This window comes from Streptomyces sp. NRRL S-87 (genome assembly GCF_000719335.1).
Lineage (GTDB): Bacteria > Actinomycetota > Actinomycetes > Streptomycetales > Streptomycetaceae > Streptomyces.
The window spans coordinates 71,942-92,079 of the sequence record NZ_JOGB01000013.1 but is presented as its reverse complement, the minus strand read 5'-3'; the positions used below and the strand labels follow the sequence as shown (position 1 = coordinate 92,079).

The 20,138-nt window shown below is 74.8% G+C and carries 13 protein-coding genes; 4 read left to right on the top strand and 9 right to left on the bottom strand.

The genetic code is table 11. The features are described from left to right. Positions 1–20: 20 nt before the first annotated feature. Positions 21–2,738 carry a hypothetical protein gene (locus tag IF43_RS0110790; protein WP_030197438.1) on the bottom strand — a complete coding sequence of 906 codons (2,718 nt, stop codon included), beginning with the start codon at positions 2,736–2,738 and terminating at the stop codon, positions 21–23. Between the two features lie 178 nt (positions 2,739–2,916). On the opposite strand from IF43_RS0110790, the gene IF43_RS0110785 reads away from it, so the two are divergent. Further along, positions 2,917–3,789 carry a hypothetical protein gene (locus IF43_RS0110785; RefSeq protein ID WP_158939269.1) on the top strand — a complete coding sequence of 291 codons (873 nt, stop codon included), beginning with the start codon at positions 2,917–2,919 and terminating at the stop codon, positions 3,787–3,789. Positions 3,790–3,858: 69 nt separating this feature from the next. Here IF43_RS0110785 and IF43_RS0110780 read toward each other — a convergent pair whose 3' ends face one another. From IF43_RS0110780 to IF43_RS0110760, 5 genes are all read right to left on the bottom strand, one after another. Further along, positions 3,859–6,621: a LuxR family transcriptional regulator gene (locus tag IF43_RS0110780; RefSeq protein ID WP_030197432.1), complete on the bottom strand. Its 2,763-nt coding sequence runs from the start codon at positions 6,619–6,621 to the stop codon at positions 3,859–3,861. A 346-nt stretch (positions 6,622–6,967) separates the two neighbouring features. Further along, positions 6,968–8,722 carry a S8 family serine peptidase gene (locus IF43_RS0110775; RefSeq protein WP_078910063.1) on the bottom strand — a complete coding sequence of 585 codons (1,755 nt, stop codon included), beginning with the start codon at positions 8,720–8,722 and terminating at the stop codon, positions 6,968–6,970. 913 nt (positions 8,723–9,635) lie between these two features. After that, complete coding sequence (locus IF43_RS0110770) at positions 9,636–10,757, bottom strand: sulfite oxidase (RefSeq protein ID WP_030197427.1); 1,122 nt, start codon at positions 10,755–10,757, stop codon at positions 9,636–9,638. A 149-nt stretch (positions 10,758–10,906) separates the two neighbouring features. After that, the gene (locus tag IF43_RS0110765; protein ID WP_030197422.1) at positions 10,907–11,689 is read right to left on the bottom strand and encodes an alpha/beta fold hydrolase; all 783 of its coding nucleotides are present in this window, start codon (positions 11,687–11,689) and stop codon (positions 10,907–10,909) included. A 203-nt stretch (positions 11,690–11,892) separates the two neighbouring features. Next, positions 11,893–12,588, bottom strand: coding sequence for an NADPH-dependent F420 reductase (locus IF43_RS0110760; RefSeq protein WP_030197418.1), 696 nt, complete (start codon positions 12,586–12,588; stop codon positions 11,893–11,895). Positions 12,589–12,966: 378 nt separating this feature from the next. On the opposite strand from IF43_RS0110760, the gene IF43_RS0110755 reads away from it, so the two are divergent. From IF43_RS0110755 to IF43_RS0110745, 3 genes are all read left to right on the top strand, one after another. Next, a complete protein-coding gene (locus IF43_RS0110755) occupies positions 12,967–13,434 on the top strand; it encodes a Crp/Fnr family transcriptional regulator (protein WP_030197415.1) in 468 nt (155 codons plus the stop codon). Positions 13,435–13,462: 28 nt separating this feature from the next. Beyond that, complete coding sequence (locus tag IF43_RS0110750; protein WP_030197414.1) at positions 13,463–13,996, top strand: GNAT family N-acetyltransferase; 534 nt, start codon at positions 13,463–13,465, stop codon at positions 13,994–13,996. 61 nt (positions 13,997–14,057) lie between these two features. Then, positions 14,058–14,789 carry a Sir2 family NAD-dependent protein deacetylase gene (locus IF43_RS0110745; RefSeq protein ID WP_030197413.1) on the top strand — a complete coding sequence of 244 codons (732 nt, stop codon included), beginning with the start codon at positions 14,058–14,060 and terminating at the stop codon, positions 14,787–14,789. A gap of 88 nt (positions 14,790–14,877) precedes the next feature. Here the strand turns inward: IF43_RS0110745 and meaB are convergent, their stop codons facing one another. Genes meaB through IF43_RS0110730 form a run of 3 tightly spaced genes read right to left on the bottom strand, consistent with a single transcriptional unit; the run spans position 14,878 to position 19,928 of the window. Then, entirely contained in the window at positions 14,878–15,858 is a 981-nt protein-coding gene (gene meaB / locus IF43_RS0110740) for a methylmalonyl Co-A mutase-associated GTPase MeaB (RefSeq protein ID WP_030197412.1), read from the bottom strand. Positions 15,859–15,867: 9 nt separating this feature from the next. Next, the gene (scpA, locus tag IF43_RS0110735; protein WP_030197407.1) at positions 15,868–18,084 is read right to left on the bottom strand and encodes a methylmalonyl-CoA mutase; all 2,217 of its coding nucleotides are present in this window, start codon (positions 18,082–18,084) and stop codon (positions 15,868–15,870) included. After that, positions 18,081–19,928, bottom strand: a complete 1,848-nt coding sequence (locus tag IF43_RS0110730) for a methylmalonyl-CoA mutase family protein (protein ID WP_030197405.1) — start codon at positions 19,926–19,928, stop codon at positions 18,081–18,083. The genes scpA and IF43_RS0110730 overlap by 4 nt, the downstream gene beginning before the upstream one ends. Positions 19,929–20,138: the final 210 nt, after the last annotated feature.

Here is a 20,138-nt window from a genome sequence, read left to right as displayed (position 1 = left end):
CCCGGCCGGCCGCCGCCGGCTCAGCCGTTGGTGCTGGTGCAGTACAGGCCGCCGGCGGAGGGACGGTAGCCGGTGCCGATGCCGTTGAGGGCGAACACGGCGTCAAGGGTGGCCATCGGCAGTCCACGGGCCTGCCAGGCGCTGCGGAAGCCGTTGATCGTCGGGCAGCCGCGGGCGACACCCGGGAACGGGGCGCGGTCGAGGTCCTTGTCGAGGATCCGGAAGACCGTCGGTCCGTAGCCGCCGGCGGGGTCGTCGTCGGCGCTGGTGCCGACGGCCGCGTCGTCGAGGTCCCAGAGCGTGGCCGCGACCCGGGACTCGAGCGTGCTGCCGGGTTCGGCGGAGCCCGGGCACTGCGGCGACCGCTCCGGGTTCACCCCGCTGCCGGTCAGCCGGGCCGCCGGGTACGCGGTCCTGACCGCCGGCGCGAAGTAGTCGGCGAACCCCTCCGACCAGGCGTGCTGGGCGTCGAAGCCGTCGCAGCCGGTGTGGACGGTGGGCATGGCGTAGAAGGCGCCGAGATGGTGTTCGAGGAAGTGCGCGTACTCGTGGGCGAGGATCATGTCGTCGTAGGGCACCTGGATGCCGTTCCATGCCCCGGAGGGCAGTTTGATCGCCGACTCGACCGGGTTGTAGTAAGGGGCCTTGGCGATGGCGTCGTAGGACAGCCACGTGACGTCCACCCGGGTGAGCCGGTCGGTGTCGGCGCGGCGGGCGGCCGCGTAGTCGCGGGCGGAGAGCAGCGTGTCGGTGATGTTGAAGTGCTGCGCCGACCAGCCGGCGAAGGTCCACGAGAAGTCGAGCGCCTGCGCGGTCTGTCGGACGGTGTACTCGATCGGGTTGCGGTCGCCGGGCTCCCGCCACATGGTGCCGCTGAGGTTCAGCCCGATCGGGATCCAGTCGCCGGCGGTACGGGGGTTCGGCCGGACGGCGGCGGCCGGGTTCTGCGCCACGACGCGCAGCGCGTAGACGATGCCGGACTGCTGGAACGGGAACGAGGTGGCCACCCGGCCCCTGGCGTCGGTGGTCAGGACCCGCTCCATCGCCCAGGTCCACAGCGGGCCGACGTGCGGGGCGAACCGCCAGACCTCCACGCGGCCGCGGCGGATGGGCCGGTCGGCGCCCTGGAGTTGGTCGTGGTACTTCAGGGTGGCCGAGAGGGAGGTGTCGGTCCGGTTGAAGCCGGTGTCGGTGGTGGCGGTCCCGTGCAGGTCGACCGCGTCGACGGCGAGGTTCGCGGACCCGGACGGGTAGAACTCGACCCGCGCGGTCCGGTGGTCGGCGAGGGCCGTGCCGCAGACCGTGAGGCGGGCCCACGGCTGTCCCGCCCGCGGGGCGGTGAAGGGCCTGACCGAGGGCTCGCCCGGGTCGCCGAGGAACCACAGGGCCAGGGTCCCCGTGGCCCGGCCGCCACCGCGCGCGAGGTAGGTGGTGACCATGACGTCGACGCAGTAGGACTCACCGGCGCGCACGTTCACGGTGACGTCCTGGTACTTGGAGCCGGGTGACGCCGTCGGGTCGAGCACGGCGTAGCCGTCGCCCTCGTACGCGCCGGCGAACTCGCCCGGCACCGGCGAGGGATCGCGGCTGACCAGGAGGGCCGCACCGCCCTGCCAGGCGTTCGGGTCGCCCGGGTTGAACCCGGGACCGGTGATCCCGTCGCGGTGCAGGTCGACGGCGTCGACCACGGTCGTGTTGGTGCCCGGGGTCGGATAGAACTGCACGCGCACGGCGGAGAAGTTCCCGCGGGCCGTGCCGCAGGTCTGGATCCGGGTCCAGCCGTTGCCGCCGGGCAGGTCGCCGTACGCCTTCGTGGCGGCGGGCTGCGCGGAGCCGAGGAACCACATCGCCAGCGTGCCCGACGCGCCGCCGCCGGGGCCCTGCGAGGCCACGTACGCCGAGACGCACATGCTGGTTCCCGACGTCCCGCCGACGGCCGACGCGGGCACGTCCTGGTAGAAGCCGCCACCGGGGTCCTGCGTGTTCGTCGCGCCGTAACCGGAGCCCTCGTACGCGGGATTGGTGTCCCCGTCGCCGTAGGTGGTGAAGTTGCTGCGGGTCCCCGGGAAGAGCTTCCAGCCGGCGGCGGAGCGGTTGAACCCGGCCGCGGTCACGAAGCTGCGGTGCAGGTCCACCGCGTCGACGACCATGGTCGGGCTGTCGGGCTCCGGGTAGAACTGCACGCGCACGGCCGTGTGGGGGCTCGACGCGGTGTGGCACACGTCCACCCGGGTCCAGTCGTTGCCGCCGCCGAGTCCGGTCACGTGCTTGTCGGAGCTCTCCGAGGCCGTGCTCCCGACGAACCACAGCGCCAGCGTGCCGCGGGCGCCGCCCGCCGCGCCCTGGGTCGCCAGCTCCGCCGACACGCAGTAGGTCGTGCCGGCCGGGATCCAGGCGGCCCGGTCCTGGTAGAACCCGCCGCCGGCGACGCTGGTGTTGGTGGCCGCGAACCCGTTCCCCTCGAACGGGTCGTTGCCGACGACACCCGGACCGTAGGTGGTGAAGTTGCTGGTGCCGCCCGGCCAGACCGTCCAGCCGGCCGCGCCGGCGTCGAAGCCGGGGTCGTCCAGCGTCGCGGAGGCGGTGGGCGGCCGCCCCGTCGCGTCCGCCGCGGTTCGCGTACCCGACGCGGCGGACGCCGCCGCGGGCAGCAGCCCCGGCACGCCGAGCACCAGGGCGAGCACGACGAGCAGCGCACGCCACGGGGGAGGCGACGTGCGGGTCCGGGTCTGACTCATGGACCGATCCCTTCGCACAGGTGGTTCGAGGGCGCGCGGGCACGGCGAAGCGGCCCTGCGGGCGCGAGGAAGGTGGAAAGAGGGGCCGACCGGCCCCCCGCCGCATTCTCGGAGCCCGGCGGACCGGGTCACAAGGAGTCAGCCCCATGGGATCACGCATGCCCATACGATCTGGCGCATGACAGCAGGCGAGGGTCGATCCGCCGACCCGACCGATCCCATGACCGCCCTGACCCGGTTACGGAACCCGGCGACCCAGCGCGCCGACCCCAAGACACGGTGGCTGCTGGAGGCCGGCCTCGACGCCATATCCGCCAGCTTCAAGGAGCCGAGGGCGACGTCCGACCTCCCCCTCCGCGTCGTCTGGCCCACTCAGGAGCGCGTCGTCGCGCGCTACCGGGAGCACCGGGAGCCCCGCGCGACGCGCGGCGTGCTCGAACACCGCTGGCGGACCATGTCCGACTACTACTGCGACCTGTTCACGTGGTCCCTCCACCCCGGCCAGTACGCCGCCCACCGGGGCATGGCGCAGCACGCGGCACCAGAGGTGGTCGGGGCGGCCGACCTGGCGGCCGCCGCCCGCGCCATCGCGCGGGCCGAGCTGGAGGACGTCTTCGCCCGACCGCTGTTCCGGATGAAGCTCCTGATCTGCGTCATGGATCCGGTGGCCCCCGTCTTCCGTGACGCGCTGGCCCGCTTCTACGCGGCCGCCACCGAGTGGTGGAGCGAGGCCTACCGGGCGATCCTCGCGGCGGCCAACCTCGAACTCCGCGGCGAGATCGGACTCGGGACCTTCGCCGCCCTCATGACCGCGATGGAGGAGGGCCTGGCGCTGCGCTACGCGGCGCGCCCGGAGGAGTTCGGCAACAGCATCGAGAACCTCGCCGACAGCCTCGCCCTCGGCGCCATGGCGTTGATCAACGGCTCGACCGCGGAACCCGGGCAGACCACCACCCTGGCCGAGCTCCTCCGGAACCGCTTCGGCGGGGTCGGTACGCACGACGGCACGGGCCCCGGTCGGGAGGGCGGCGGGCTCCCGGAGCAGGGCTGACCGCGGGCGCCGGCGAGGGGGTGTGCGGCGGATCACGGCCCGGCCCGGGCCTGGTCCGCCCGAGGCCCCCTAACGCCCCCGAAGGGCGCCGGCGAGCTGGGCCCGGGAGCGGACGTGCAGCTTCTGGTAGATGCGGGTGAGGCGGGCTTCGACGGTCTTGACGCTCAGGAACAGCTTGGCCGCCGCCTCCTGGTTGCTGGCGCCCTCGCTGACCAGCAGTGCCAGTTTCAGCTCCGCCTCGGTCAGGGCCGCCGCCACGGGGTGTGCGTCGCCGCGGGGGCCTGGTACGAGCGGGGCGGGGTGCTCGGCGGCGAGGTCCGCCCAGGGGCGGGCACCGGCTGCGGCGAACACCTCGGCCGCGCCCTGCAGGGCGGTGCGCGCGGGCGCCCGGCGCCGGCGGCGGCGTTCGACGCGGCCCAGGGCGAGCAGGGTGCGGCCGCGCTCCAGCGGGAGTTCCAGCTCCGCGAAGTGGACCTCCGTCTCGGCGAGCAGGCGGACCGCCTCGTCCGTGTCCCCGCGGGCGGCCAGGAGGAGCGCGTACGCCCGGTCGAGCGCGGCGACCACGGAGGGGCGGCCCAGTTCGACGGCGACGGTGCGCCAGTGGTCGATCAGGCGCTCGGCGTCGTCGGGTTCGTCGGCGGCGACCAGGGCCTCGGCCAGTTCGCCGTGCCAGCGCAGGATCGAGGGGTCCACGACCTGTTGGGCGGCCTCGAGGTCGGCGACCCGGCGCAGGGTGGCCACCGCCTTGGCGGTGTCGCCGGTGGCGAGTTCGACGGTGCCCAGGGCGTAGAGGTTGCGGGAGAGGAAGACCTGGTCGCGCTCCTCCTCGGAGGCCTGGATGCCGCGCCGGGCGTAGCCGGCGGCGCGGGCGAAGCTGCCGCCGGTGGCCTCGGCCATGGCGGCCACGTACCAGGCCGGGCCGGGTGACAGGCCGGCCTCGATGGTCAGGCGCAGGGAGCGGCGGGCCCAGGCCAGGCCGGCGGCGCAGCGGCCGCCGCGCAGCTCGACCTCGGTGAGGCTGCGCAGCACTTCGAAGACGTCCTCGCAGGAGCCGGAGCGCTCGGCCCTGGGCAGGAGGGCGAGCAGCCGGCGGCGGGCGTCGTCGAGCCAGTCGTCGAAGAGGGCGTGCCGGACGGCCAGGTACTGGGGGGCGTTGCGGAGCCCGAGCGGCACGTCGGGGGCGGGCAGGGCGAGTGCCTCGGCGAGGATCTCCTCGGCGCCGGGATCGCCGAGGATGCGGCCCATCCGGGCCCGGACGGTCAGGGCCATGGCCTCGGCGACGGGATCGCCGCCGCGCCGGGCGAGCTCGCCGGCCTCGGCGGCCGCGGCCCGCGAGCGCACCGGGTCGCCGTCGCTGAGGTTGAGCTTCCACGCCACGCGCAGCTGGACGAGGGCCTGGAGGGCGGGGTCGCCGGCGGCGTCGGCGGCGGCGTGGGCGAAGTTCTCGTCGTGGTCGGCGAGGGCCTGGCCGGCGGAGTCGATGACGGCGAGCCGGGCCCGTACCCGGTCGGCGGGTGCGGCGTCGCGGGCCAGCACCGCTTCGGCGGCGCGCCGGGCCAGGTCGGCGCGGCCGGCCCAGCCGGCGTCCTCGGCGGCGGCGACGAGCCGGGCGAGCTCCTCGTCCGGGCGGTCGGCGGGGGTCCGGTCGGCGGCGAGCATGCCGAGCTCGGCGGCCAGGGCCCGGTTGCCGCGCCGCCGGCAGCAGGCGGCGGCCTCGGAGACGTCGTCGGCCAGGGCGGCGCAGGCGGCGTCGACCGCTAGGGCCCGGTGCCGGGCGGCCTGCACCGGGTCGTCGACGGCCGCGGCGAGGGCGGCGTGCCCGGCGGAGCGCTCGGACCAGCCGGCGTCCGCGGCCAGCACGCTGGGCAGCGCCCCGGCGGTGAACTCCACCGTGTCGTCCTCGCCCACGGTCACCAGGCCGGCCCGCTCGGCGGCGGCGAGGTCCCCCTCGGCGCCCGGGCGGCCGGCCCGGCGCAGCAGGGCGGTGGTCGGCCGGGTGGCCAGGGCGGCGAGCAGCAGGGTGGGCCGGGCCGGGCCGGGGGCCTCGGCGAGCAGCCTGCGGGCCACGTCGCGGGCCTGCCCGGAGACGGGCAGGGAGTCGGCGTGGTGGACCGGTTCGCGGGAGGCCGCCAGGGAGTGGCCGAGGGCGAGGGCGAGTCGGGGGTTGCCGCCGCTGGCGCGGTGGATGCGGCCGGCGAGGCGGGCGGGCAGGCCGTGGACGACCAGCAGTTCGGCCACCTCGTCGGCGTCGAGCGGGGGCAGGGCCACCGAGCGGATGCCGGGTCCGCAGAGGGCCTCGGCGGCGGGGGTGCCGCCGTGGACGTGCTCGGCGACGAGCACCCGGACCCGGGACGGGGTCAGGCGCAGGGCGAAGCGGAGCAGGTCGACGCTCTCCCCGTCGAGCCACTGGGCGTTGTCCACGACCACCAGGACGGGCTCGGCGGCGGCGAGGGCGCGCAGCGTCTCGACGATCGCCAGGCGCAGGGCGATCAGGTCGCGGCCGGCCCGCGGGTCGTCGGTCTCGCGGCGCAGCACGGCGACCGCGGCGCGCTGGGGCGGTGCCAGCCCGTCGAGGGCGGCGGCGGGGACCGAGGTGAGCAGGGCGGCGACGGCGGCCTCGGGTATGTGCCGGTCGGCGGCCTCGGGTGTGAGGTGCAGCACGGTCTCGCCGCGGGAGCGGGCGGCCGCGGCGAGGGCGGTGAGCACCGCGGTCTTGCCGGATCCGGCCGCGCCGGAGAGCGCCGCCCGGGCGTGGGTGTGCAGCGCGCGGTCGAGCGCCGCGACGAGTTCCCCACGACCGACCGGTGCGTCAGCGTTCCCCTTGGCCGCCACGCAACAGCCTCCCGCGTCTCGGTCCTGTGCCGTTCCTGTGAGCGCTGAGGATACGAGGTCTGCCGCCTCGCGGACACCGGAGTGTGACGCAGAAATCACCGAGGTGGAGGTTTGGGTTCCCGAAATGCCGTCGGACCTGCCGTACGAGGCGTAGCGGCAGGTCCGAGGCTGTGTGTGGTCCGTACCAACGGGCCGGGATGGGGGTCCGTGTCCGGTGGGACGGCGTGCAGGTGGGGGGACGGGGTTCCGGGGCGGTGGGGCCGGGGCCGTGGGGGGTGGCCCGTGTGTGGGGGGTGGCCCGTGGTCCGTGGGGGCGGCCGTCCCGGAACCCCCGGGGGGGGGTGGATCAGAAGGTCAGGCTCCAGGAGTCGACGTAGCCGGTGTCGGCGGCGGCGACGTCCTGCACCCGCAGCTGCCAGGTGCCGTTGGCCGGGATGGCCGAGGCGTCCACGGTGTAGGTGGTGTTCAGGTTGGCGGTGCTGTCGCCGGAGGAGCTCTTCAGGCGCTTGACGGTGCCGTTGGGGCCGACCAGGTCGATGACGAGGTCACCGCGGTAGGTGTGCTTGATGTCCACGGCGACCTTGAGGGTGGCCGGGGCGTTGCCGGTCAGGCCGGTGACGCTGATCGCCGAGGAGACGGCGGGGCCGTTGTCAGGGATCGAGAGGTCGGTGGTGTTGGTGAAGGTGCCGCCGCCCGGGTTGGGGGTGCCGGTGACCGAGGCCACGGCGGCGGCCGCGTCGGCGAGACCGGTGCCGCAGCCGCCGGTGCACGTGCCGGCCAGCGGGCGGGCGGTGTTCTTGATGGCCGACTCGACCTGGGCCGGGGTGAGGGTGGGCTTGGCACCGAGCAGCAGCGCGGCGAGGCCGGCGATGTGCGGGGCGGCCATGCTGGTGCCCTGGTACGGCTTGTAGATCTCCGAACCCGGCGTGGTGGTGCCGCTGTTCAGCGTCGAGAGGATGCCGTTCTCGGGGGTGGTGACGGTGCCGGGGGTGTCGGTCGCGCGGCGGGTCTCGCCACCGGGGGCCGAAACGTCCACGGTGGCACCGTAGTTGGAGTAGAAGGAGCGGTCACCGGTGCGGTTGGTGGACGCGACGGTGATGATGTTGCTGCAGCTGGCGGGCGAGAAACCGCTGGCGTCGGCGTTGCTGTTGCCGGCGGCGACGACCACGGTGGTGCCGCGGGCCACGGCCGCGTTGATGGCGTTCTGGTACGTGGTCGTGCACGCGCCGGAGCCGCCGAGGCTCATGTTGATGACCTTGGCCGGGGTCGGGTTGGCCGGCACGCCGGAGACGGTGCCGCCGGAGGCCCAGGTGATGGCGTCGACGATGTCCGAGGTGGCGCCGCCGCACTTGCCGAGCACGCGCACCGGCTGGATCTTGGCGCCGTACGCGATGCCGGCGACGCCCTTGGCGTTGTTGGTGCTGGCGGCGATGGTGCCGGCCACGTGGGTGCCGTGCCAGGACGAGTCGCTGGCCTTGGAACCGGTGCCGCACTCGCCGGCGGCGCTCCAGTCGCCCTGGTCGGCCGGGTTGTTGTCGCGGCCGTTGCCGTCACGGGCGGCGGTGGAGGAGGAGATGAAGTCGTAGCCGGGGACGATGTTCCCGGCGACGTCGGAGTGGGCGACGTAACCGGTGTCGATGACCGCCACGGTGACGCCCGTGCCGGTGGACTTGTCCCAGGCGGCGGGGACGTTCATGCCGGCGGTGGCCTCGAAGAGGTCCCACTGCTTGGCGTACTCGGTGTCGTCGGGGGTGACGGCCATGGCGTAGGCGCGGGCGTCGGGCTCGACGTAGGCCACGTCCGGGTCGGCGCGGAACTGCGCCATGACGTCGGCCGCGTCGGCGGCGGAGAGCTTGCCGCCGAGGTCGACGAGGGCGGCACCGGTGCCGAGGCGGCGCTCGAAGCCGACCTTCTCGCCGGCCTTGGCACCCTTGGCCTTGGCGTCGGCGTCCGCGGCCGTGTTGGAACGTGCCTCCGTGGCACCGGACTTGTAGCCGACGATCAGGTTCTCGACGGGGGCCGCGCCGGTGGGGGCGGCCGCCGGGGGCAGCGCCCGGCCGGTGGCCGCCGCACGGGCCACCGACGGGTGCGTGAGCGCCATCGAGCTGGTGGCGGCGGTGCCGAGCAGCGTGGCCGAGATCGCCACGACGGATATGAGCCTGCGCCTGGAAGCGTGCAAGGTGTGCCCTTTCGCGGGGCCCGCCGCACCGTTTCCGGGCATGCCGGACAAGCGGCGGGATGGAGCATGTGTGGGAGGTGTGCGTCGCAGGGCGCCGGGGGCCGCGGCGCGGTCGCGGATGCGGTGTCGTGGTGCGGTGGTGCGTGACACCTGGTCGTGGGGGGCGCGATCGCGAGGTGGTGCGGTGGTACGCGGAGGGACCGCGGGCGGCGCTGCTGCGATGGTGCGGTGGTGCCGTGGTACGTGCTGCGGTGGTGCACGGTGCGGTGGGGATGAGCCACGGTTGTGCCGTTCCGCGGGCCGGGACGCGCTGCTCACGCGCCCCGGACTCCGCTGCTCCCCCGGTTGCCTCCGCCGCGACGATGAAGCGGGGCAACTGCGGTCCGGGATCGGCCGGCGCACACGAAGGTCGCGTCTTGTGGGGTGTGACGGACCGGTCGTTCGGCCGGGGAGATCGCCGGTGCACAGACAGTAGGCAAAGGGCAGGTGAACCGGATACCGGGAAAACCCTTGTCCGGCCCCTGCCCCTACCCCTGGGGGTCCCTGCGTCGCAGGTCAGAGGGGTGGGTCAGCCCTCGGGGGGTGGGGCGGGCGCGGCCTGGGCGGGGGGAGTTGGTCCAGGCCAGGAGGTGGGCCGCCGGGAGCGTACCGCCGGTAGGGGGCCGGGCGCGAGGGGGAGTCGAGCCATCCCGGAGGGTGCGGACCGGCCGGGCGGCCGTCCGCACGGGGGGCGGGCGGCGGGCTGGGCGGGCGGCGGGTGGCGGGCCGGATGAGTGGCGGGCCGGGAGCGGTCCGCACGGGGGGCGGGCCGGACGGGCGGCGGGGCGGTCCGGGCTCAGGCCAGGCAGTGGACCGTGACGCGCTGGACGAGGTTGTTGGCGAAGCCGCCGCGGTTCCAGGCGAGGTCCGGGTCGAGCGGCTGGGTGCGGCCGGCCGCGTCGGTGGCCCGGACGGCGAGGGCGTGCGCGCCGGGTTGCGCGTCCCAGGTGGCGGTGAAGCGCCGCCAGGCCCACGGGTGCTCGCCCGGCGGCGCGAGGTCGGCGGGCCACCAGCCCGCCCCGCCGTCGGCGCTGAGCTCGACGCGGGCTACGGGCGCCCCGCCCGACCAGGCGCGGCCCTCGAGGGCCACCGGCCCGGGGGCCACCACGCGGGCCCGGGACATGAAGTCGGGGAAACCGGGCGGGAGGAGCAGGGCCCGCGGGTCGATGGTGGTCACCGGCTCGCCGGGATCGTCCGGATCGCGGCGCAACCGGTAGGCGACGGCCTGCTGGTAGCCGGTGAAGGCGGCGGCGGTCAGTTCGACGTCGCGCAGCCACTTCACGTGGGCCATGCCGTACCAGCCGGGTACGACGAGCCGCAGCGGGTACCCGTGCTGCGGTGGCAGTTCCGCCCCGTTCATGGCGTACGCGACGAGCACCTCGCGGTCCGCGTCGGTGGCGACGGCGAGCGGCAGGGAGCGCCGGTAGTCCTGCTCCACACCGCGCTCGACGCCGTGGTCGGCACCGGTGAACACCGCCTCCACGGCGTCCGCGGCCACTCCGGCCTCGGCGAGCAGCACGCGCAGCGGTACGCCGGTCCAGTCGGCCGTACCGACGGCCTCGGTGAGCCAGGGCTGGCTGACCGGGCGCGGGCTGAGCCGGGCCCGGCCGTTGCCGGCGCACTCGAGGGTGACGCGGTGGGTGGCGGCGGGCAGGGCCCGGAGCGCGGCGAGGTCCAGGCTCAGCGGGCGGCGCACCCGGCCGCCGATCCCGAGCCGCCAGCTCCGCGCGTCCACGACCGGGATGTCGTAGTGCACGAGCGTGTAGTGCAGCCCCGGGGGCGTCACGTCGTAGCGCAGGGCCTCCAGCGGCAGCCCGTGGTTGCGGGCGGCCAGCGCCAGCTCGTCCGCCCCGATGCCCTCGCCGGCCGCCGCCACCCGCGCCGGCCCGCTGACCCCGGCCCACCGTCCGTCGTCCATGGGCCCATGGTCCTCCGGCCGGGGGTCCGGGGCATCCGGTCCGGGCCCGGGATCCGGCAGCCGGTCCGGAGGAGTCCCGTCCGGACGGCCCGGCGAGGGTGTCCCGTCCGCGGCGTCCGGCCCGGGCCGTCCCGTCCGGGGGGCCGGCCTCAGTCGCTCTCGGCGTACAGCTCGGCGATCAGCCGGGCCACGGCCTCCGGCTCGCGCAGCGTCGGGTAGTGGTCGGAGCCGGCCAGCCGCACCAGCCGGCACCCGGGGATCCGGCGGGCCATCTCCTCGTTGACGCGGACCAGCTCGGGCTGGTCCTGCTCCCCCAGCGCCAGCACGGTCGGCGCCGTGATCTCGCCCAGCCGGTCGTAGGCGGGCGCCCCCGGCTCCTGGCGACCGTAGTTGCTGAACCAGGCCGGCAGCGCCGCCCGCAGCGCGGCCGCGGCGACCGGATCCGCCTCGGGCGTGCTGCCGCCGGCCCTGCCCCAGAAGCCCAGGCCGAGGCGGACGATGCCCTCGGTGTCGCCCACTGTGGCCAGCTTCTCCAGTTCCTCGAAGAACCCGGGCGGCATGAGGTCGACCCCGGTGACCCCGGGCACCACCAGCGCCAGCCCCGCCACCCGCTCCGGGGCGTCCAGGGCCAGTCCGATGGCGGTGGCCCCGCCTATGCTCGACCCCACCAGGACCGCGCGCGCCAGCCCGAAGTGGTCGAGGACCGCGCGGAGGTCCTCGACCAGGGAGTACGAGACGGTGGGGGCGGCCGAGCGGCCGTAGCCCCGCACGTCGTAACGGATGACCCGGCGGCCCGCGGTCAGGGCGGGGAGGACCGGGTCCCACGTCGTCGAGTCGCCGACGCCCGGGTGGAGGAGGACGAGCGGCAGCCCGTCCCCTCCCGAGTCGTCGGCCCAGAGTTCACCGTCGCGCACCGGCACCGTGGTTTCCATGGTTCCAGTCTGGTCGGGCGGTGCGCGCCGCCGCCAGCGCCTTTCGGCCGTGTCGCGGTCCGTCCGGTCCCGCGTCCGACGGACCGTCACCGCGTCGCACCGCCAGCCCGACGGACCGTCACCGCGGCCGTTGCCGCTGCCGCTGCCGTCGAGCCGTCGTCGCCGCCGCCGTCGCCGCCGCCGTCGAACCGTGCAGTCGGCGGTCAGTGCCGCCGCGCGCCCTGGATGTGGAAGTTGAAGTCCGTGTGCCCCAGGGCGCCCATCAGCCGCAGCCAGACCGGCAGGAGCATCTCGGTGCCGCGGGCGGTCTCGATGCCGCCGAGGTCGATGATGCTCTCGTCGGACCAGCCGAAGGAGCCCAGGAGTTCGGCGACGGACTTCTTCGCGTCGGCGTCGTCCCCGGACATGAACACGGTGTGCTCGCCCTGCACCCGGGCGGGGTCCACCATGACCAGGCAGTTCATGGTGTTGAGGGTCTTGACCACGCGCAGGGCGGGGTGGGCGCGCTGGATCTGCTCGCCGAGGCTGTCGGTGTTGACCGGGTTCAGTCCGGGCGGGAACCCCTGGGAGAAGTCCAGGGGGTTGGCGATGTCGACGAGCACCTTGCCGTCGAGGTCGCCGGGGCGCACGGAGTCCAGCACCGCGAGGGTGGCGGATCCGGAGGTGGTGTTGACGAGGGCCTCGGCGCCGGCCGCCGCGTCGGCGAAGGACGCCAGCCCGACGGCCGCGTTCTCGGCCTGCCACCGCGCGAACGGGGCGAGCCCGTGCTCGTCCGGCTCGGCCCGGGCCAGGGTGTTGCGGGGGTCACGGGTGCCGATCACGACCTCGTGGCCGAGGGAGACGAGTCGGGCGGCGAGCGTACGGCCGACGATGCCGGTGCCCAGTACTGCATAACGCATGGCAATGCCCCTTCGCATGGCGACGTTCCACGGCGGGCCGACCCGACGCGGCGACCGTACCGTTGTACAAGGCCGGACCCGTCGGCAACCGCGGGGTGAGTCGGCCCGGGCCGAATTCCGGAGGTCGGCCTCCTGCCGCGGACCGGGCGCTCGTACGTACGCACGGACGGGGAACGGGGGCCCGCACCCCGCATCCGGACCGGGCGTCACCCCTGGGTGCAGCCCACGCTACCCACAGTGACCGCACCCCCGTCGGCCCCGCCCCGCACCCACCGGCACCGGGCCCTCCGGACCCGGGCCGAAGCCGTTCGGCACCGAGCGGTGCCCGCGGCGCCGGGTGCGGTGACACTGGAAGAGGCTCGTCCCCCGGAGGTCGTCATGGGCACACCGTCACCCACCCGCATAGCCGCCGCCCTCTCCCCCGCGCACCGGGAGCGTCTGATGTCCCTGGCGCGCGAGGTGAACTTCCCGGTCGGCGCCCGTCTCTTCGACGAGGGCGCGCCCGCGGAGCGGTTCTGGATCGTCCGGTCCGGCACCGTCGCCCTCGACATGGTCGTCCCCTACCGGCGCCGCCCGGTGGCGATCGAGAGCCTCGGACCCGGGGAGCTGGTGGGCTGGTCCTGGCTGTTCCCGCCCTACGTCTGGCAGCTCGGCTGCGAGGCCATGACGCCGGTACGGACCCACGAGTTCGACGCCCGGGCCGTGCGCATGCTGATGGACGCCGACCTCGCCTTCGGGGCGTCCTTCGGCCACTGGGTCGGCCGGATCCTGGCCCACCGCCTCCAGACGGCCCGGATCCGGATGATCGACCTCTATGCCCCGCACTCCGGCAGCGGCGTGCTGTGACGGTCCAGGGATGCGGCAGGATGGCCGTATGACCGAGATCCTCACCCCCCGTCTCCGCCTGCGCCGCTGGGAGGACGACGACCTCGTCCCGATGGCCGAGATCCACGCCGACCCCGAGGTCATGCGCTGGATCGGCGACGGCAGGCCCCGGAACCTGGAGGAGACCGCCGACTCGATCGAGCGGTGGGAGGAGGAGTGGGACGAGGAGGGCTTCGGCCTGTTCGCCGTCGAGCTGCTCGGGTCCGGGGAGCTGGCCGGCTTCGCGGGCCTGTCCGTGCCGCACTTCCTCCCCGAGGTGCTGCCGGCCGTCGAGATCGGCTGGCGGCTGGGCCGCCCGTTCTGGGGCCAGGGGTACGCCTCGGAGGCCGCGCACGCCTCGCTGGAGTTCGCCCTCCAGGACCGCGGGCTGGACCGGGTCGTCAGCATCTGCCGGCCGCAGAACCGGGCCTCGGAGAACGTCATGCGCAAGCTCGGCATGACCCCGTGCCTCGACACGGTGCACCCTGCCCACGGCCACCCGCTGCGGATGTACGAGATCGACCTCACCCAGTACCAGGGCTGACCGCGCCCCGGGGGGCGAAAATCCTTTCGTCGACCCCCCGTGACCTGCGTACCCTCGCCGCATGGGCAAGCCTCTTGTTGCGATCCTCAGCGGTGCCGGCATCTCCACCGACTCCGGGATCCCCGACTACCGGGGTCCGAACGGGCTGTGGCGGCGCGACCCCGAAGCCGAGAAGCTGGTCACGTACGACGCGTACATGGCCGATCCGGAGGTGCGTCGCCGGTCCTGGCTGATGCGCCGCGACGTGGGCGCCCTGGCCGCCGAGCCGAACGCGGCCCATGTGGCGGTGGCCGAGCTGGAGCGGGCCGGGATCCCGGTCCGCGTCCTCACCCAGAACGTGGACGGCCTGCACCAGCGGGCCGGGCTGTCGGCCCGCAAGGTGCTGGAGCTGCACGGCACGGCCCTGGAGACCAGTTGCACGCGCTGCCACGCCCGCGCGCCGATGCAGGAGGCCCTCGACCGGGTCGGGGCCGGCGAGCCTGACCCGGCGTGCCGGGGGTGCGGCGGGATCCTCAAGCCGGCCACCGTCATGTTCGGCCAGGCCCTCGACCCCGTGGTGCTGGGGCAGGCGCTGGCCGTGGCCAAGGGCTGCTCGGTGTTCGTGGCCGTCGGCACCAGCCTGCAGGTCCAGCCGGCCGCGGCCCTGGCGGGTGTGGCGGCCGACCACGGGGCCCGGCTGATCGTCGTCAACGCCGAGCCGACCCCGTACGACGACCGCGCCGACGAGGTGGTCCGGGAGCCGATCGGCACGGCCCTGCCGGCCCTCCTCCGCCGCCTCGCGGCGGGGGGCTGAGGACGGGGCGGGGACGGGACGGCAACTCCCTCGGGTCGTGGGACCGAGGCGGCGGGGGCGCCACGGACCGGGCCGGGGCCTTCGGTGATCAGGCGCCGCCGAAGGCCGCCAGGATCGACTCGGCCGCCATGGTCGGCGTCAACCGGCCCTCGCGGACGCGCTGTTCCAGCTCCGGGGCGAGGGTGCGGACCTCCGGGTGGGCGCGCAGCCGGCCGAGCAGTTCGTCGTGGACCATGGCCCAGGCCCAGTCCACCTGCTGCTCGCGCCGCTTCGCCGCCAGCCGGCCGCCCGCGTCGAGCACGGAGCGGTGCTGCTCCAGCCGGTCCCACACCGTGTCCAGCCCGGCGGACTCGCGGGCGCTGCAGCTGAGCACGGGCGGGGTCCAGGCCGCGTCGGCGGGGTGCATCAGCCGCAGGGCGCCCGACAGTTCGCGGGCGGCGGCCCTGGCGTCGCGCTCGTGCGGGCCGTCGGCCTTGTTGACGGCGATGACGTCGGCCAGTTCCAGGACGCCCTTCTTGATGCCCTGGAGCTGGTCGCCCGTGCGTGCGAGGGTGAGCAGCAGGAAGGAGTCCACCATGTTGGCGACGGTGGTCTCCGACTGGCCCACGCCGACGGTCTCGACGAGGACCACGTCGTAGCCGGCCGCCTCCATCACCACCATGGACTCGCGGGTGGCCTTGGCGACGCCGCCGAGGGTTCCCGCGCTCGGCGAGGGCCGGACGAAGGCCGCCGGGTCGACGGCGAGCCGCTCCATCCGGGTCTTGTCGCCGAGGATGGAACCGCCGGTGCGGGTGGAGGACGGGTCCACGGCGAGCACGGCGACCCGGTGGCCGAGCCCGGTCAGCAGGGTGCCGAAGGCGTCGATGAACGTCGACTTGCCGACGCCGGGCACGCCGCTGATGCCGATCCGCCGGGCCCGGCCGGTGTGCGGCAGCAGCTCCGTCAGGAGCCGCTGGGCCAGGGCCCGGTGGTCGGGTCGGGTGGACTCGACGAGGGTGATGGCGCGGGCCACGAAGGCCCGCTTCCCGTCGAGCACGCCCTTGACGTAGCTGTCGAGGTCGATGGCCACGGTCCCCGGCTACTCCGTCTCGGCCAGGCCGGTGTGGCCCAGCTCCGCACCGAGGCGCACGACCAGGTCGTACGCCGCGTCCGGGATCACCGTGCCGGGCAGGAACACCTCGGCGGCGCCCATCTCCCGCAGGATCGGGACGTCCTGCGGGGGGATGACCCCGCCGACGACGACCATGATGTCCTCGCGGCCCTCGGCGGCCAGCTCCTCGCGGAGCGCCGGTACGAGGGTCAGGTGGCCGGCGGCCAGCGACGAGACGCCCACGATGTGCACGTCCGCCTCGACCGCCTGGCGGGCCACCTCCGCCGGCGTCTGGAAGAGCGGGCCGACGTCGACGTCGAAGCCGAGGTCGGCGAAGCCGGTGGCGATGACCTTCTGGCCCCGGTCGTGTCCGTCCTGGCCCATCTTCGCGACGAGGATGCGCGGGCGGCGGCCCTCGGCCTCCTCGAAGCGGTCGACCAGGGCGCGGGTGCGGTCCACGTGCGGCGACTCCCCTGCCTCGTTGCGGTACACGCCGGAGATCGTACGGATCTGACTGGCGTGGCGGCCGTACACCTTCTCCAGGGCGTCGGAGATCTCACCGACGGTGGCCTTGGCGCGGGCCGCGTCGACGGCGAGCGCGAGCAGGTTGCCCTCCATGCCCGTGCCGGAGCCGCGGCCGGCGGCCTCGGTGAGGGCGTGCAGCGCGTCCTGGCAGGCCCGCTCGTCGCGCTCCTCGCGCAGCCGGCGCAGCTTGGCGATCTGCTGCGCGCGCACCGAGGAGTTGTCGACCTTGAGGACCTCGATCTGCTCGTCGTTCTCGACGCGGTACTTGTTGACGCCGATCACCGGCTGCCGGCCGGAGTCGATCCGCGCCTGGGTGCGGGCGGCGGCCTCCTCGACGCGCAGCTTCGGGATGCCGGCGTCGATGGCCTGGGCCATGCCGCCGGCCGCCTCGACCTCCTGGATGTGCTGCCAGGCGCGGCGGGCCAGGTCGTACGTGAGCTTCTCGACGTACGCGCTGCCGCCCCACGGGTCGATGACGCGGCAGGTGCCGGACTCCTGCTGGAGGACGAGCTGGGTGTTGCGGGCGATGCGCGCGGAGAAGTCCGTGGGCAGCGCGAGGGCCTCGTCGAGGGCGTTGGTGTGCAGCGACTGGGTGTGGCCCTGGGTGGCGGCCATGGCCTCGACGCAGGTGCGGGTGACGTTGTTGAACACGTCCTGCGCGGTCAGGGACCAGCCGGAGGTCTGCGAATGGGTGCGCAGTGACAGGGACTTGGGGTTCTTCGGGTCGAACTGCCGCACCAGCTTGGCCCACAGGAGGCGGGCGGCGCGGAGCTTGGCCACCTCCATGAAGAAGTTCATGCCGATGGCCCAGAAGAAGGACAGCCGGGGTGCGAACGCGTCGACGTCCAGACCCGCCTCGCGGCCGGCGCGCAGGTACTCGACGCCGTCGGCGAGGGTGTAGGCCAGCTCCAGGTCGGCCGTGGCGCCGGCTTCCTGGATGTGGTAGCCGGAGATGGAGATGGAGTTGTAGCGCGGCATCTTCTGCGAGGTGTACGCGAAGATGTCGGAGATGATCCGCATCGAGGGCCGGGGCGGATAGATGTAGGTGTTGCGGACCATGAACTCCTTGAGGATGTCGTTCTGGATGGTCCCGGCCAGCTTCTCCGGCGGTACGCCCTGCTCCTCGGCGGCGACGATGTAGAGCGCGAGGATCGGCAGCACCGCGCCGTTCATCGTCATCGACACGGTCATCTTGTCGAGCGGGATGCCGTCGAAGAGCTGGCGCATGTCGTAGATGGAGTCGATCGCCACGCCCGCCATGCCGACGTCGCCGGTGACGCGCGGGTGGTCGCTGTCGTACCCGCGGTGCGTGGGCAGGTCGAAGGCGACCGAGAGGCCCTTCTGGCCGGCCGCGAGGTTGCGGCGGTAGAAGGCGTTGGACTCCTCGGCCGTGGAGAAGCCCGCGTACTGGCGGATGGTCCACGGCTGGTTGACGTACATGGTCGGGTACGGGCCGCGCAGGAACGGCGCCGCGCCCGGGTACGTGCCGAGGAAGTCGAGGCCTTCGAGGTCGCGGCCGGTGTACAGCGGCTTGACGCCGATGCCCTCGGGGGTCTCCCACAGCAGGTCGGAGGCGCTGGACCCGGTGGCCTCCTTGACGGCGGCGGACCACTGCTCCTCGGTGGCCTCGGCGGGTGCCGACGGTCCGAGGGGGACCTGCGAGAAGTCGGGGATCGTCATGCCGCCACTCCCGTGCGGTCGAGGATGGAGGTCAGGACGGCCACGGCGTCGCAGCCGGCGAACACGTACGCGTCGACGCCGGGGTGCTCGCCGGACCGGCCGGCGAGGAGGACCTGGTCGGCGCCGGCGCCCTGGAGGGCCGCGGCCACGTCGGCGGCCTGCTCCTCGTACAGCGCGTCGGAGGAGCACAGGCAGGCGATGGTCGCGCCGCTGGCCTCGAAGGCCTCGGCCGCGGTGGCCGCGTCCACCGTCACCGGGGTGTGGACCGGTTCGATGCCGCCGGCCTGGAAGAGGTTCGCGGCGAAGGTGACGCGGGCGGTGTGGGCCGCGGCGGAGCCGAGGGCGGCGATGAACACCTTCGGGCGGCCGCCGGTGGCGGCCAGGTGCGCGTCCGAGCGGGCGCGCAGCGCCTCGTACGCCTCGTCGCGGCGGACCCGGGGCAGGCCGCCGGTGAGCGGGGCGGGAGCCGCCTCGCGCTCGACGGGCTTCTCACCCAGGTTCGGGAACTCGCTGACGCCGGTGACGGGCTCGCGGCGGGTGGCCAGGCGCCGGGTGCGGGCGGCCCAGGTGGCGGCGATGCGGTCGCCGACCAGGCCGTCGGCGAGCGCGGCGGACTGGCCGCCGGCGGCCTCCAGTTCCTGGAAGAACTCCCAGGCGGCGTCCGCGAGTTCGACGGTGAGGCGCTCGACGTACCAGGAGCCGCCGGCCGGGTCGGCGACCCGTCCGAGGTGCGACTCCTCCAGGAGGATCGAGGAGGTGTTGCGGGCGATGCGCCGCGCGAACGCGTCCGGCAGGCCCTGCTCGTGGTCGAAGGGCAGCACGGTGACCGCGTCCGCGCCGCCGACGCCGGCGGCGAGGGTGGCGATGGTGGTGCGCAACATGTTCACGTACGGGTCGCGGCGGGTCATCATCACCGGCGAGGTGACCGCGTGCTGGCGCTGCGCGCCGGCGTCCCCGGTGCGGACGCCGCAGGCCTCGGCGACCCGCGCCCACAGCCGGCGGGCGGCGCGGAACTTGGCGGTGGTGAGGAACTGGTCGGCGGTCGCCGAGTAGCGGAACTCGAGCTGGCGCAGGGCCGCTTCGACGGACAGCCCGGCGTCGGCGAGGGCCCGCAGGTAGGCGACGCCGGTGGCCAGGGAGGCGCCCAGTTCCTGGGCGGCGGAGGCGCCGGCCTCGTGGTACGGCAGGGCGTCGACGGTCAGGGCGCGCAGGCCGGGGTAGTCGGCGTCGCAGAGCCGGGCCAGCTCGGCGGCCCCGGTGAGGTCGGCGGCCGCGCCGGTACGGGCGGCCAGGCCGAGCGGGTCGGCGCCGAGGTTGCCGCGGGCGGCGTCGCGGGCCACCGCGCGCTCGTCGTAGAGGCGCAGCAACTCCCGTGCGGCGGAGTCCGTTTCGGCGCCGGCGTCGAGGACCACGGGGGCGAGGTCGAGGTAGACGCCGTCGAGGGCGCGGGCCAGGCCGGAGACCGGGAGGCCGGCGTCGCCGAGGGTGAGCCAGAGGGAGGTGACGCCGTTCTCCAGGTCGGTGAGCACCGCCTCGTTGGCGGCCTCGGCCCCGGGCCGGTCGTGGCGCTGGCGCACGTCCCAGCCGCCGGTGGGGCGGGAGCCGCGCACGAAGGGCGCGAAGCCGGGGAGGCCGGTGGCGGGGGCCGCGTCCCGGGGCGTGTACAGCGGGCGTGCCCGCAGGCCGTCGTCGAGGGCGGTCGAGAGCGCCTGCTCGGCGGCGTCGCCGGACACGTCCTTGCCCGACTTGCGCAGCACGCCTTCCACCAGGCGCTGCCACTCCTCGTGGGTGGTGTCCGGGAACTCGGCTGCGAGCGAGAGCCCGTCATCGGGGAGAACCGTCATGCCGAGGATGCTAGGGGAGAGGCACTCAGTGCCAGGAGAGGCAAGCCGTGTGACCTTGCCCTCTTCGCGGCGGCCCCAACCCGCCCGCCACCTGCGCAATCGGACGGCATGTCCGGTTATGCGGGTGGGTGCCGGATACGGGCGCGGGCCGGGAATCCGGGAGGTGGGGCCGCCCGGATCCCCGGGACCCGGAGACGGGGCCGCCCCGGC